The sequence below is a fragment of the Caballeronia sp. genome, from assembly GCF_049581465.1.
Classification (GTDB): domain Bacteria; phylum Pseudomonadota; class Gammaproteobacteria; order Burkholderiales; family Burkholderiaceae; genus Caballeronia.
Map to the genome: position 1 here is coordinate 1 of NZ_JBAUSA010000234.1, position 13903 is coordinate 13903.

The 13903-nt window shown below is 61.2% G+C and carries 11 protein-coding genes; 10 read left to right on the forward strand and 1 reads right to left on the reverse strand.

The window, feature by feature from the left end:
• On the forward strand, window positions 1-182 hold a 182-nt coding region (locus tag WCA53_RS05815), incomplete at its 5' end, for a hypothetical protein (protein WP_423906798.1).
• Between the two features lie 119 nt (window positions 183-301).
• On the opposite strand, the gene WCA53_RS05820 is transcribed toward WCA53_RS05815, so the two are convergent.
• The gene (locus WCA53_RS05820) at window positions 302-1807 is read right to left on the reverse strand and encodes a mannose-1-phosphate guanylyltransferase/mannose-6-phosphate isomerase (protein ID WP_423906802.1); all 1506 of its coding nucleotides are present in this window, start codon (window positions 1805-1807) and stop codon (window positions 302-304) included.
• Between the two features lie 483 nt (window positions 1808-2290).
• Between WCA53_RS05820 and WCA53_RS05825 the strand changes: the two genes are divergently transcribed.
• From WCA53_RS05825 to WCA53_RS05865, 9 genes are all read left to right on the forward strand, one after another.
• Window positions 2291-3661: an undecaprenyl-phosphate glucose phosphotransferase gene (locus WCA53_RS05825; RefSeq protein ID WP_423906805.1), complete on the forward strand. Its 1371-nt coding sequence runs from the start codon at window positions 2291-2293 to the stop codon at window positions 3659-3661.
• A gap of 28 nt (window positions 3662-3689) precedes the next feature.
• Complete coding sequence (locus WCA53_RS05830) at window positions 3690-5099, forward strand: UDP-glucose dehydrogenase family protein (protein ID WP_423906807.1); 1410 nt, start codon at window positions 3690-3692, stop codon at window positions 5097-5099.
• An 86-nt stretch (window positions 5100-5185) separates the two neighbouring features.
• Window positions 5186-5653, forward strand: coding sequence for a low molecular weight protein-tyrosine-phosphatase (locus WCA53_RS05835; protein WP_423906809.1), 468 nt, complete (start codon window positions 5186-5188; stop codon window positions 5651-5653).
• On the forward strand, window positions 5647-6822 hold the full coding sequence (locus WCA53_RS05840; RefSeq protein ID WP_423906811.1) for a polysaccharide biosynthesis/export family protein: 1176 nt from the start codon (window positions 5647-5649) through the stop codon (window positions 6820-6822). The genes WCA53_RS05835 and WCA53_RS05840 overlap by 7 nt, the downstream gene beginning before the upstream one ends.
• Before the next feature lie 43 nt (window positions 6823-6865).
• Complete coding sequence (locus tag WCA53_RS05845) at window positions 6866-9091, forward strand: polysaccharide biosynthesis tyrosine autokinase (RefSeq protein ID WP_423906821.1); 2226 nt, start codon at window positions 6866-6868, stop codon at window positions 9089-9091.
• A 14-nt stretch (window positions 9092-9105) separates the two neighbouring features.
• Window positions 9106-10101, forward strand: a complete 996-nt coding sequence (locus WCA53_RS05850) for a glycosyltransferase (RefSeq protein ID WP_423906813.1) — start codon at window positions 9106-9108, stop codon at window positions 10099-10101.
• A gap of 89 nt (window positions 10102-10190) precedes the next feature.
• Window positions 10191-11360 carry a glycosyltransferase family 4 protein gene (locus WCA53_RS05855; RefSeq protein WP_423906816.1) on the forward strand — a complete coding sequence of 390 codons (1170 nt, stop codon included), beginning with the start codon at window positions 10191-10193 and terminating at the stop codon, window positions 11358-11360.
• A 71-nt stretch (window positions 11361-11431) separates the two neighbouring features.
• On the forward strand, window positions 11432-12874 hold the full coding sequence (locus WCA53_RS05860; RefSeq protein WP_423906823.1) for a glucose-6-phosphate isomerase: 1443 nt from the start codon (window positions 11432-11434) through the stop codon (window positions 12872-12874).
• On the forward strand, window positions 12871-13903 hold a 1033-nt coding region (locus WCA53_RS05865), incomplete at its 3' end, for a glycosyltransferase family 4 protein (RefSeq protein WP_423906819.1). The genes WCA53_RS05860 and WCA53_RS05865, both read left to right, overlap by 4 nt.

The window sequence follows — 13903 nt, forward strand, 5'->3', positions numbered from 1 at the left end:
TGCGGGTTAAGTATTTGGGGCCGCGCTACGTTCGTGCCAAAAACTTGAAATGGGCAACGACGACACTGAGGTATTCGCGGTTTGAACGCGTTTCTTTGCTTCGTTTCTTTGCGCGTTTGCAAAGAAATGAAGTCCCGCCCCGGACAGGGGCTAACAGAAATAAGCAAGAAAATACTACTTAAGCAGAACGACCACGCTAGCAGAAGGACTCAATCCTAGCCCCACACTCACCGCTAGCAGCACCCTGTCCTAGCCCCACACTCACCCCCGAACCCCGCCCCCTCCGAACCGCGCCACGAGGCTATTCCCGGCCATACTTGTCATCGAACCGCACAATATCGTCTTCGCCCAGGTACGTTCCCGACTGCACTTCAATGATCTCGAGCGGCATCTTGCCCGGATTTTCCAGCCGATGATTCACGCCAATCGGAATGTAGGTCGACTCGTTCTCGGCAAGAATAAAAGTCTCAGTGCCACGCGTGACCAACGCCGTGCCCCGCACCACAACCCAATGCTCCGCGCGGTGATGATGCATCTGCAGCGATAACCGCGCGCCCGGCTTCACCACGATTCGCTTGACCTGGAAGCGCTCGCCGTTATCGACGGAATCGTAATGGCCCCACGGGCGATGCACTTTCCGATGATCCGCCGCCTCCTTGCCATGCTCCTTCTTGATCCGTCCAACAATCGCCTTCACGTCCTGCACAGATGACTTGTCGGCAACGAGAATGGCATCGGCCGTTTCAACGACCACCAAATTATGCGTTCCCACGCACGCAATCAGTCGTCCTTCGGAATGGGCATACGTGGACGACGAACCCTCGAACATCACCCGGCCACGCCCAACATTCTCTTCTCCATCCTTCGGCAACACCTTCCAGATCGCGTCCCACGATCCGACATCGGACCAGCCCGCGTTGAGCGGAACAACGGCGCCAGCGCACACACTCGGGTCGGCGGCGAGCTTCTCCATCACGGCATAGTCGATCGAATCCGAGGGCGACGCGGCAAACGCTTGCTTGTCCAGACGGAAGAATTCGCCATCGCTCGTGCCGCCGTCGCAGGCCGCGCGGCATGCGGCATATATCGCAGGCTGGAAGTGCGCGATAGCCTTCAACCACACAGACGCCCTAACAATAAAAATCCCCGCATTCCACCAGTATTCGCCGGAGCTCACGTATTGACGCGCCAATTCGAGGTGCGGCTTCTCGACGAATTTTTCGAGCTGCCACGCACCCGAGCTGGGCATGGACTGACCGATCTTGATGTAGCCGTAGCCCGTTTCCGCATGCGTCGGAACAATGCACATCGTCACGATAGCGCCTTCTTCAGCGCATTTCGCGCCAGCACCAATTGCCTTGTGAAATGCTTCGGTATCCGTAACAACGTGATCTGCGGGCATGACCACGAGAATTGAGTCTTCCTGATTCGCCATCGCGTGCATTGCAGCGACGGTGAGCGCCGGCGCGGTATTACGCGGCGTGGGCTCAAGTACAAGGTTCGCGCGGCGGCCACCGGCGCGCAATTGGTCCGCGGTCTGGAACCGGTGATCTTCGCCACAGACAATGATCGCTTCGTCTACGCGAGCAGCGCCGTAGGTGAGGCCATCGAGGCGTTGGGCCGTGGATTGCAGCAGCGACTGTTCGCCGACCAACCCGATCAACTGCTTCGGGAATTGCTCCCGCGACATCGGCCAGAGTCGCGTGCCCGAGCCTCCTGCCAGGATGACCGGCTGGATTCGCAGCCTGGTTTCGGTGGTGACAGGCGAGACGGGATCGCTGATTAGTGCCGTGTCGAAAGCGGTCATGACGAGAAGCTCCTTTTGCGTGATCGGATAGTCCAATTTTTATCACGTAGTAATTGGCGGATAAATCAAAAATTGGGAAAATAATGTCGACGCATATCTTCATAATCAATCTTTAAATAGAATGTAATCTTAATGAAGGAATGAATTATTTTCTTAATTTCTAATATTTTTCACCAAAAAATAAATGTAAATAACGAGGCGACAAGGCTTAGCTGGTAGGGCGACGAGGCAATTTCTGACGAGTTGGAAAGGCCGGAAAAAAGTACGCATTGAGAGATGCTTCAGCGGCTCCGGAAAAATCAAATCAAAAAATAAAGCTGAAAATTCCGTGAATAAAACAGTCGATTATTTTGCGATTGCAGCTTGAATTAAATTCAAGCCTCATAGGGGTATGTAACAAGGCAACGGCGCTTTTCGCTTATTCGTCCTGCAAGGTCCAGGCGAGCCGCATACGAACCGTGTCTTCCACCCGAGGTGTCAACTATGTTGAGCGTGCTTTCCAGAATGATCGACATTGCCGTGGTCGCGCTGGGCGCGCTCCTGGCCGCTTCGATACATGCGCAAAATCTGGTGTGGCTCGACGACATGCAAAGCACGCTGCTCGCGTTCAATTGCGTGCTGGTGATCATGACGTTCCCGTCGTTCCGGATATATAGGTCGTGGCGTGGCAAGCCGGTCTATGACCTGCTATGGCGCGTGACGCTTGCCTGGTTGATCGTCGAAGGTGCCGGCGTGCTGCTGACGTTCAGCCTGCATCGTTCGGACCTGTTGTCGCGTTTGTGGTTGTTGTACTGGGGTGTGATCACTTCCGCGTTGCTGATGATCTCGAAGGCAGTTGTCCATGCCGTGCTCAAGTCGCTTCGTCGCGAAGGGTTCAACCAGAAAGCGGTCGCCATCGTCGGTGCGGCGCCTTACGGCCAGTTCCTGATCGAACAGATGCGCAGCCGTCCCGAAGCAGGCTTTAGCCCGGTATGCGTATTCGATGAAACCTTCGCCAGCGCCGAACTGGCCGGTGTGCCGGTCAAGCGCGATCTCGCCGATCTCACGCTGCTCGTGCGCGGCCGCGCGATCCGCGAACTGTGGCTGGCGTTGCCGATCGCGCAGGAGTCGAAGATTCACCAGATCGTCACTGAGTTTCGCCATGACTTCGTGAATATCCGCTTCATTCCGGACGTGCGCAGCCTGTCGTTCTTCAACCACGCGGTGGTGGACCTGCTAGGCGTGCCGGCGATCAACCTCGCGGCATCGCCGATCACGGACCTCTCGGTGCTGCCCAAACGCGTGTTCGATCGCGTGTTCGCAGCGGGTGTTTTGCTAGCCCTCGCGCCGTTGATGATCACGCTTGCGGTCGCGGTCAAGGTGTCGTCGCGGGGACCGGTGTTCTTCAAGCAGAAGAGAAAGGGTATCGACGGTCACGAGTTTGAGATCTACAAATTTCGCTCGATGAAAGTCCACGTCGAAACGCCGGGCCACGTGACGCAAGCGAAGAAGGGCGACAAGCGCGTGACGCGCGTGGGTGCCTTCCTGCGACGCACGAGCCTCGATGAACTGCCGCAGTTCATCAACGTGCTGAAGGGCGAGATGTCCGTGGTCGGGCCGCGCCCGCATGCGCTCGAACACGACAACATCTACAAGGATCTCGTGAAGGGCTACATGTTCCGCTATCGCATCAAGCCGGGCATTACCGGCTGGGCGCAAGTGAACGGCTTTCGCGGGGAAACGGATCGCATCGAAAAGATGATGGGCCGCGTGAAGCTCGATCTGTACTACATGCAGCACTGGACCTTCGGTCTTGACATGAAGATCGTCGCGATGACCCTTTGGAAGGGCTTCGCCGGTGCCAACGCTTATTAATTGATATCGCCAACCTGGAGCGCGAGCTATGAATCTCACCATCATCGGTAGCGGCTATGTCGGCCTCGTGACCGGCGCGTGCCTGGCCGACATCGGCAACAACGTGTTCTGCCTCGATCTCGACGAACGCAAGATCGCGATCCTGAACGGCGGCGGCGTGCCGATCCACGAACCGGGCCTGCAGGAAGTCATCGCACGCAATCGCGCGGCGGGACGCCTGACGTTTTCCACCGACGTCGCGGCTGCGGTCCAACATGGCGAAGTGCTGTTCATCGCCGTGGGCACGCCGTCCGACGAAGACGGCTCCGCCGATCTGCAATACGTGCTGGCGGCAGCCGGCAGCATTGGCCGCCACATGAATGGCTTCAAGGTCATCGTCGACAAGTCGACGGTGCCGGTCGGCACGGCGCAGCGCGTGAAGGCGGCCATCGATCAAGAACTGGCCGCGCGTGGCGTTCAACACATGTTCTCGGTCGTATCGAACCCCGAGTTCCTGAAGGAAGGCGCGGCGGTGGACGACTTTACGCGCCCCGACCGGATCGTGCTCGGCTGTGACGACGACGTGCCGGGCGAACGTGCCCGCGAGCAAATGAAGCGCCTCTACGCGCCGTTCAACCGCAACCACGAACGCACGCTTTACATGGACGTGCGCTCGGCCGAGTTCACCAAATACGCGGCCAACGCAATGCTCGCCACGCGTATCTCGTTCATGAACGAACTCGCAAACTTTGCGGATCGTGTGGGCGCGGATATCGAGGCGGTGCGCCGGGGTATCGGCTCGGACCCGCGGATTGGCTACGACTTCCTGTATGCGGGTTGTGGTTATGGCGGTTCGTGTTTCCCGAAGGACGTGCGGTCGTTGATTCAAACGGCCGGCGAATACGACGAGCAGATGGAAATCCTGAAAGCCGTTACGTCGGTGAACGAAGCACAAAAGCAGACGCTCACGAACAAGATCACCGCGCGCCTGGGCGAAGACCTGCGCGGCAAGAAGTTCGCGCTGTGGGGCCTGGCGTTCAAGCCGAACACCGATGACATGCGCGATGCACCGAGCCGCGTGCTGATCAAGGCATTGCTCGAACGTGGCGCCACGATCACCGCCTACGACCCGGTTGCGGTGGACGAAGCGCGTCGTGTGCTTGCGCTCGACCTGCACGATGCGCCCGAACAACTCGCACGCCTGACGTACGCCAAAGAACACAGCGAAGCGCTCGATAACGCCGACGCGCTGGTCATCGTGACGGAGTGGAAAGTGTTCAAGAGTCCGGACTTCGACGGCATGAAGCGACGCCTGAAAGCACCGCTGATTTTCGACGGCCGCAACCTCTACGAGCCGGACACGATGAACGAGATCGGCGTGGAGTATCACGCGATTGGACGGGGCATACGGCAAGTAGCGAACGTACCGAACGTAACGAAAGTGACTGTCGACGCTTGAGTCTCATACAAGAAGAGGCGCGCAGCAGGACAGCCGGGCGGGCAGAACCGACGCTTCGCTATGCGTCGCCCGCCGACACCCGGCTCATGTTTCAAAGCGTCCTGATTGTCTGTCACGCCAACGTTTGCAGAAGCCCAGTGGCTGAAATGTTGTTCCGCGCCTGCCTCGGCAGGTTTGCGGCGCAGTCGGCGTGGGCCACGCAAGTGAAAGCAATCGAATTCACTTCCGCCGGCCTGCATGCAGAAGACGGCAACGGTATCGATCCGGTGATGCGGCGTTTGCTTGATGAACGCGATGTCGATACCTCCGGACACACCGCACGCCGCTTCGACCGGCGCATGGCGCGCTCGGCCGACCTGATTCTCGTGCCTGAAAGAAGGCAAATCGCCACGATCGAAAAGATGGACCCCGTGACTCACGGCAAGGTCCATCTGCTTGGCAAGTGGGAAGACTCTGAAGTGGCCGATCCCCATGGCGGCCATGAAGTTGCCTATCGCGAAAGCGTGAGGCTAATCGAACGTCTGGTTCATGGATGGCTAAACAAAATATGCTGAATCGGTCCCTTGCTTCAACGCTTTTAACGGCTCTTTTGCTGACGACCTTTATGTCGGCATGCAGCACCATACCGGGTTATCAGTTGAACACGTCGCGTCTGTCGGACACGGATGCAACGCCGAGCGGGACGTATCCGGTCCACCTGATTTCCGCCGACATGATCGTCCAGCAGAATGCGCCTGTCGCGGCACTCCCGCTGCCGCCCGCGCGTTTCGCCGACCCGGCGCAATACGTGTATCGCGTGGCGCCGCAGGACATCATCGGCGTGACGGTGTGGGATCACCCGGAACTGACGACCGTGCAGGGGCAGGGGCTGTCCGCTGGCGGCAACACCACGCAGACGGTCGCAGGCGCGCTCGCGCTGCCGTATACCACCGCATTGCCTGGACAGGCCGATCCGTACGGCCAGACGGTCGCGGCGGACGGCTCCATCTACTTCCCGTTCGTCGGCAAGATCCACGTTGCGGGCGAGACCATCGGCCAGATTCGCGATCAACTCGCAGCGGGCTTGGCGCCTTACCTGAAGAAGCCGCAGCTCGATGTGCGCGTGCTTGCGTATCGCAGCCAGAAGGTTTCGGTGACGGGTGAGGTGAAGGTGCCGGGGCCGCTCGCGGTCAGCGACGTGCCGATCTCGCTGGTCGACGCGATCACGCGCTCGGGCGGTACGAACCCCGACGCCGATCTCCAGCGCGTGCGCCTGACGCGCAGCGGCAAGCTTTACACGCTCGATGCGGATGCGGTGCTCGATCGCGGCGAAGTGTCCCAGAACGTGATGCTGCAGGACGGCGACATCATCAACGTGCCGGACCGCACCGATAGCCGCGTGTTCGTCATGGGAGAAGTGAAGGCGCCAACAACGCTTCCCATGTTGAAAGGACGCCTGACGATTGCCGACGCGCTCACGCAATCGGGCGGCATCCTCGACACCGACGCCAACGCACGGCAGATCTACGTGGTGCGCGGCGCGCAAGCGAAGCCAAGCGGTCCGGAGATTTTCCGGCTCGACCTGACGCAACCTGATTCGCTGTTGCTTGCTGCCCAGTTCCAGCTCAAGCCGCTCGACGTGGTGTACGTCGGAACGTCCGGTGCGGTGCAGTTCAACCGTCTGGTCAACCAGGTCCTGCCGACTTTGCAGACCCTCTTCTTCTTGAAGCAACTGACGCGATGAGCTTCCTTCAAGACATCTCATCCGCCAACTTAACCGGGATCGAATCGTGAGCACGCAAGCACATTCTTATCTGGCAAAAACCGAAGAAGAGGACGTCGTCCTTGGACAACTCCTCCAGGTGATTCTCGACGATATCTGGTGGCTGATCGGTGTTGCCGTGGTCGTCATCCTCGCCGCAGCGGCGTATTGCTATGTCGCTAAGCCGGTGTATTCCGCCGATGCCCTCGTGCGGGTGGAGCAATCCGACAACACGTCGCAGGCGCTTACGCAGACGCAAACGGGAGCCGCGATCAACAGCACGTCCGGCGCGCTGCCAACGGATGCTGAGATCGAAGTCATCAAGAGCCGTGGGGTGGTCGGGCCGGTGGTCGAGCAATGCAAGCTCAACTTCTCCGTGACCCCGGATACCGTTCCGCTGCTCGGCAGCGTGGCCGCGCGGCTTGCGACTCCGGGCCAGCCAGCGAAGCCGTGGCTCGGCTTGACGTCCTATGCATGGGGCGGTGAAGAGGTGACGGTCGATTCCGTCGAAGTCGTGCAGCCGCTCGAAGGCGTGAAGCTCGCGATGACCGTACTCGGCAACGGCCGCTATTCGATCGCTACGCCGGACGGCGTGCAACTGCTCGAAGGCCGAGTGGGCGAGATGGCCAAGGGTAACGGCGTCTCGATCAACGTCACGAAACTCGTGGCGCGTCCGGGCACACGCTTCAAGGTTATGCGCGCCAACGACCTCGATGCAATCGCCGCGTTCCAGTCAGGGATCACCGTGGCGGAGCAGGGCAAGGTGACGGGCGTGATTGAGATCTCGCTGGAAAACAACGATCCGGCGCGCGCTGCGCAAATCGCGAATGCGCTTGCCGCTTCGTACTTGCATCAGCACATCGAAAGCAAGCAGGCCGATGCGCAAAAAATGCTGACGTTCCTGACGAGCGAACAACCGCGCTTGAAGGGGGACCTCGAACGTGCTGAAGCCGCACTGACCGAATACCAAAGCCAGTCCGGCTCGATCAACGCGAGCGATGAAGCCAAGGTTTATCTCGAAGGCAGCATCACCTACGAATCGCAGATTTCCGCGCTGAAGTTGCAGATCGCGACGCTGGAACAGCGCTTCGAAAACAACCATCCCGCACTCATCACCGCGCGCGAACAACTCGGCCAGCTCGAAGCCGAGCGCGCCACGTTCGGCGATCGCTTCCGTAATCTGCCGACGTCCGAAGTGAAGGCCGTGTCGTTGCAACGTGACGCCAAGGTCGCCGAAGACATCTACGTACTGCTGCTCAATCGCGTGCAGGAGTTGTCGGTGCAAAAGGCGGGGACGGGTGGCAACGTGCATATGGTCGACGCCGCGCTGCGCTCCGGCCAGCCGGTCAAGCCCAAGAAATTGCTGATCATGTCGGCGGCGGTGATCCTCGGGCTGATCCTCGGCACGGGCCTCGTCTTCGCGCGCCGCGCGATGTTCAACGGCATCGTGGATCCGGACAAGGTCGAGCGTCTCGCCGGCTTGCCGCTGATCGGGCTTGTGCCGCTGAGCGTGGAACAGCTCAAGCTGGATGTCGGCAGCAAGCGCACGGAGCGCGACCGCGAACAGCTTGTGCCGATCCTCGCGGCGGTTCGTCCCAACGATGTCTGCGTCGAAATCATGCGTAGCTTGCGCACGTCGCTGCAATTCACGCTGATGGAAGCGCGCAATCACACCGTGATGCTGACGGGCCCGGCATCCGGTATTGGCAAGAGCTTCCTCGCGGCGAACCTGGCCGTGCTGCTCGCGGCCTCGGGCAAGAAGGTCTTGCTGATCGACGCCGACATGCGGCGCGGCAAGCTCGAACGCTCCTTTGGCATCGAACGTACGAACGGACTGGCTGAGTTGCTGGCGGGCACCATCGGGCTGGAGCAGGCGATCCGCAGCACGGGCACGCCCTTGCTTAGCTTCATGCCTGCCGGCAAGCGTCCGGTCAATCCGTCGGAACTGCTGATGTCGCCACGGCTTCAGCAGTATCTCGATGGCCTCGGCCGCGTGTACGACGTCGTTTTCATCGATACCCCGCCGGTCCTCGCGGTCACTGACGCGTCGATCATGGGCAAGCTCGCGGGCACCAATTTCCTCGTGCTGCGCTCGGGTGCGCATAACGAGTCGGAGATCTCCGAATCCATCCGGCGCCTGCGCACGGCGGGCATTCCGCTGCACGGCGCAATCATGAACGGCATGCCGCAGCGCTCGCGCGGATACAAGCGCGGCCATTACTCGGCGGTCGAGGAATACCTGAACGTTTGAACGGGGTGACGACGATGAAAATATCCGTGCTGGTTCCGACGTACAAAAGGCCTGCCGATCTGAAGCGCTGTCTTGCGGCGTTGCGCTTGCAAAAGCGTCCAGCAGATGAAGTGCTGGTCGTCGCGCGGCCCGAAGACGAGGTGACCCATGTTCGGCTGGCGACAGAGCTGGCCGCGAGCAATCCGTTCGTGCTGCGCGTAATCGAGACCGGTCTGGGCGGCCAAGTCGCCGCATTGAATCGCGGGTTGGAAGCGGCGAGCGGCGACGTGATCGCGATCACCGACGACGACGCCGCGCCGCGTCCGGACTGGCTGTCGCGTATCGATGCAGCCTTCACGAACGATCCGTTGCTCGGCGGCCTGGGTGGCCGCGACTGGGTGTTCGAGCGGGGCGCACAGATCACGGGATCGCGCGAGAAAGTGGGCTACATCCGTCGCAACGGCTCGATTTGCGGCAACCATCATCTTGGCGTGGGCGAGCCGCGCGAGGTGTCGTTGCTCAAGGGCGCGAACATGATTTACCGGCGTTCCGCCGTGGGCGCGTTGCGTTTCGATACGCGGCTGCGTGGCAAGGGCGCCCAGGTCTGCAACGACATGTCGTTTGCGTTGAGCGTGAAGCGCGCGGGCTGGAAGCTCGTGTACGACCCGCGTGTGGCGGTGGACCATTTTCCCGCCGAGCGCTTCGACGACAACGGCCGCGACGAGCAGACGCTCGGCGCGCTTACCGACCACGCGTACAACCTGCATCTCATCCTGCGTGAGCATCTGGCGCCGCTCGCGCGGCACGTAGCGTGGGTCTGGTACGGCGCCATCGGCACCCGCGCAATGCCGGGCCTCGCACATACGCTGCTGGCGTATTTCAGTACGCGAAATTCAGCGTGCTGGGCGCGCTATCGCGCCTTGCGGCAGGGTGCGCGCGACGCGCGTCGCGATGCGCTGAGCGAACCCGCCGCCTATACCCATGCGATGCAAAGCAAGGCCAATCGCACCGACAGCGCGACGGCCGCATGAGCCGCATGAGCCGCGTGTCGCGCCAAAAACGCCGGTCGTCGAACCATTCGGACCCTTCGAACTCTTTGCGCAACGGCGGGAAAATACCTATGCAGCCGACCAAAGTCCATGTGCACCTGTTTTATGGCGCGGACCCGCGGCATTATCGGGCGGGAGAGAATATCGGCTGCCTGTATGGATATCACCATGCCGAGTCCCCGGAGCTGACACTGACCTATTCGCGTGACGCGAAGGAAGGCCGGGTCACGAAGCTGGCGCGGCGGGCCTTGAAAGAGGTGCTCGGCTTCGACTTCATTCATACGTGGCGCAATCGCGAAGCCATTCTTGAATCGGACGCCGTGTGGACACATACGGAACACGAGCATTTGTCGGCGGCATTGCTCCTGTTGCTGAAAGGCCGGGCGCGCGGTACGCCGATGTTGCTCGCGCAGAGCGTGTGGCTCCTCGATAAATGGCCGCACTACAGCGCGCTCAGGAAGTGGGCGTACAAGAAACTGCTGGCGCGCGCCGACGTGCTCACCACGCTTGCCAGTGAAAACGCGCAAATCGCCCGCGACCACTTCAAGCGTGATGTTGGTCAGGTGTACTACGGCATCAATCCGCGCGACTTCCCGCTGCGAGAACCCAAAACCTGGAAACCGCACTCGCCGGTGCGCATCGCCGCGATTGGCAACGATCGCGATCGCGACTGGGAATCGCTCGTGCAGGCGTTCCGGCAAGATCCGCGCTATGACGTCAGGATCGCGACGCGGCGCCGCGTATCGAAAGCGTTGGCAGCCGATAACGTCAAGATTGCCCCCGCTGCGGGCCTGGCCGCCGCGCGCGAACTCTACGACTGGGCCGACGTGATCGTCGTGCCGCTGCGCGCGAACACGCATGCATCGGGCATTACGGTCGTGCTCGAAGCGGTGGCGCTAGGCAAGCCGCTGATCGTTACCGATATCGGTGCGCTGCGCGATTACTTCGGACCGGAACATATGGCGTATGTGCCGCCGCACGATGTGCCGGCATTGCAGCGCGCGCTCGACGAAATCGTCGCGAACCCCGCGCTCGCGCTTGAACGTGCGCAAGCGGCCAGCCGTCACTTCGCGGCACGCGACTACAGCACGCGCCAATTCGCGCTTCAGCACGCGCACATCACGCAGGAGTTCCTGCGTAAGCGCGTCGCTACAACGTTGCCGTCCGCGACTTCACGGCAGTCCGAAGCACTTCACGCCGAGCGGCTCAAATCCGCGCCTCAGCGCAGAACCAGCCCATGAGCTCACTTCCCCTTCCGCGCAGCCTGACCGACCTGATCGAAAACGCGAGCAAGCCACAGCGTTCGGGTTTTATGGGCCTATTTCGCGACGAACCCAAACACTGGGCGCCGCAAGCCGCCTTGTGGGCGATTACCCTTCTGCTGGTGCTCGCGCATCAGGGCTCCGTGCTCACGTTGGCGTTCCCGGCGATGGCGATCGTCGTCGGACTCTGGCTGTACTTCAAAAGCCCGGCGCGCTATATCGGCTTCACGTGGTGGCTGTGGTTCCTAGGGCCCGAGGTACGCCGTCTAGCGGATTTCGGCAAGGGCGGCTTCACACCCACAAGCCTGGTCCAGATCGCGCCGCTGGCCGTGACGATGATCTCCGCCATCACCGTGCTGCGCCATTACCGCGTGCTCGCCGAACGGCGCGGCTTGCCGATCCTGCTGATGTTTTTCGGCGTGACGTATGCGTACCTGATCGGTGTGATGGCAAACGGTCCACTGGCGGCCACCTACGATCTCGCGAACTGGCTATATCCCGTGCTGATCGGTTTTCACATCATGGTGAACGCGCGCGACTACCCGAAGTATCGCCAGGTGATCCTCGATACGTTCATCTGGGGAATGCTGATCATGGGCGCTTACGGCCTGGTGCAATTCTTCCTGATGCCAAGCTGGGATGCCATGTGGATGATCGGTTCGCAGATGGCGTCGCAGGGCGATCCGGTGCGCCTTGGCGTGCGGGTATTCAGCACCATGAATTCATCGGGCCCGTTCGCGCTCGCGATGATGGCCGCGCTCACGTTCACCATGGCCAGCACCCAGCGCGTGCGGTGGCTGGCAGGCGGCGTCGGCTTCATTTCGTTCGGCCTGACGATGGTGCGTTCCACGTGGGGCGGCTGGGTGATCGCGATGGTCCTGCAACTGCTGAAAGCGAGCAACAAGGTGCGGGTGCGGATCATCATCGGCGCGGTGGTGCTGGTCGGGCTCTCCGTGCCGCTGCTCACCTTCGGGCCGATTGCGGACAAGATGGGCGCGCGCCTGCAGTCCCTGACCAATCTCAGCGATGACAACAGCTACGCCGCGCGTAACGAGTTCTACGCGTCGTTCGCGAAGACCGCCTTTACCGATGTCTCCGGCGAGGGCTTTGGCGCGACCGGCGCGTCGACCAAGCTCTCGAGCTCCAGCGGCGATCTCGGCAAGTACGGCAGCTTCGACAGCGGCGTGATGAACGTGCCGTTCGTGCTCGGCTGGCCCGGCTCGCTGATGTATCTCGCCGGTCTCATCCTGCTGCTGGCACGTGCGTTCCGGGCGTCGTTTTCCCTGCGCGACGACAAATACGCGCAGGCCGCGCTGAGCGTCGCAATCGCGAACCTCGCCATGCTGGTGTTCACGAATACGTTCCTGGGCGTGAGCGGCATGCTGCTGTTCATGGGCCTGTGCTCGGTCCTCGCCGCGCGTCACCACATGCGCCTCGAACATCGCCGTCATCAGTTCTCCGTTCAATCCATCCCTGAAAAGGCACTCCGATGAGAATCGCCATCGTCACTCATGTCGTGCGTCATAACGACGGGCAGGGCCGCGTCAACTACGAGATCGCGCGCGCCGCGCTGGCCGAAGGTCATCAGGTGACGCTGCTTGCATCGCATGTCGCGCCGGAACTCGTGGCTGAGTCGCGGCTTCGGTGGATCTCCGTCAAGGTCGGCCGCTTCTGGCCCACCAAGCTCATCAAGCAACAGGTCTTCGCGTACAAGACGGCGCGATGGCTCAAGGCGCATCGCAACGAATACGATGTGCTGCATGTGAACGGATTCATCTCCTGGATCAAGGCCGACGTCAACACCGCTCATTTTGTCCACGGCGGATGGGTACGCAGTCCGTACTATCCGTTCAAGCTGACAGGCGGCTTGTGGTCGGCCTACCAGGTCGTGTACAGCCGCGTGAACGCGCGGCTTGAACACTGGGCTTATCAGCGCTCGAAGGTGATCGCGGCGGTGTCGGAGAAAGTGGCTGAGGAGATTCGCGCGAACGGCGTGGCCGGCGAGCGAATCGAGGTGGTCTATAACGGCGTCGACACGAGCGCGTTCAGCGCGGCGCAAAGCACCGGCAGCGACCGGAAGTCGTTCGGGCTGCCTGCCGACGCCTGCCTGCTGCTGTTCGTGGGCGACTTGCGCACGCCGCGCAAGAATCTTGACACGGTGCTGCACGCGCTTACGAAGCTGCCGTCCAACGTGCAGCTCGCGGTCGCGGGCTACGTGCCCGGCAGTCCGTACCCTGAACAGGCGAAGGCGCTGGGCATTGCGGACAGGGTGCATTTCCTGGGGCTGGTGAAGAACATGCCCACGCTGATGCATTCCGTCGATGCGTTCGTATTCCCGTCGCGTTACGAAGCCATGAGCTTGTCGCTTCTCGAAGCGCTGGCAGCGGGACTGCCTGTGATTACGGCGAGCACGGCGGGCGGCGCGGAGATTATCGGCACCGATTGCGGAATTGTTCTCGCCGATCCCGACGATGCAACCGCGCTTGCCGGCGCGATCACGCGTCTCGCTGACGCCCCTGCGT

Coding starts and splice junctions, on each gene's coding strand:
- WCA53_RS05825 (WP_423906805.1), top strand. CDS start 2,291: ATGTTGAGCGTGCTTTCCAGAATGATCGACATTGCCGTGGTCGCGCTG.
- WCA53_RS05855 (WP_423906816.1), top strand. CDS start 10,191: ATGCAGCCGACCAAAGTCCATGTGCACCTGTTTTATGGCGCGGACCCG.
- WCA53_RS05830 (WP_423906807.1), top strand. CDS start 3,690: ATGAATCTCACCATCATCGGTAGCGGCTATGTCGGCCTCGTGACCGGC.
- WCA53_RS05835 (WP_423906809.1), top strand. CDS start 5,186: ATGTTTCAAAGCGTCCTGATTGTCTGTCACGCCAACGTTTGCAGAAGC.
- WCA53_RS05820 (WP_423906802.1), bottom strand. CDS start 1,807: ATGACCGCTTTCGACACGGCACTAATCAGCGATCCCGTCTCGCCTGTC.
- WCA53_RS05860 (WP_423906823.1), top strand. CDS start 11,432: ATGGGCCTATTTCGCGACGAACCCAAACACTGGGCGCCGCAAGCCGCC.
- WCA53_RS05850 (WP_423906813.1), top strand. CDS start 9,106: ATGAAAATATCCGTGCTGGTTCCGACGTACAAAAGGCCTGCCGATCTG.
- WCA53_RS05840 (WP_423906811.1), top strand. CDS start 5,647: ATGCTGAATCGGTCCCTTGCTTCAACGCTTTTAACGGCTCTTTTGCTG.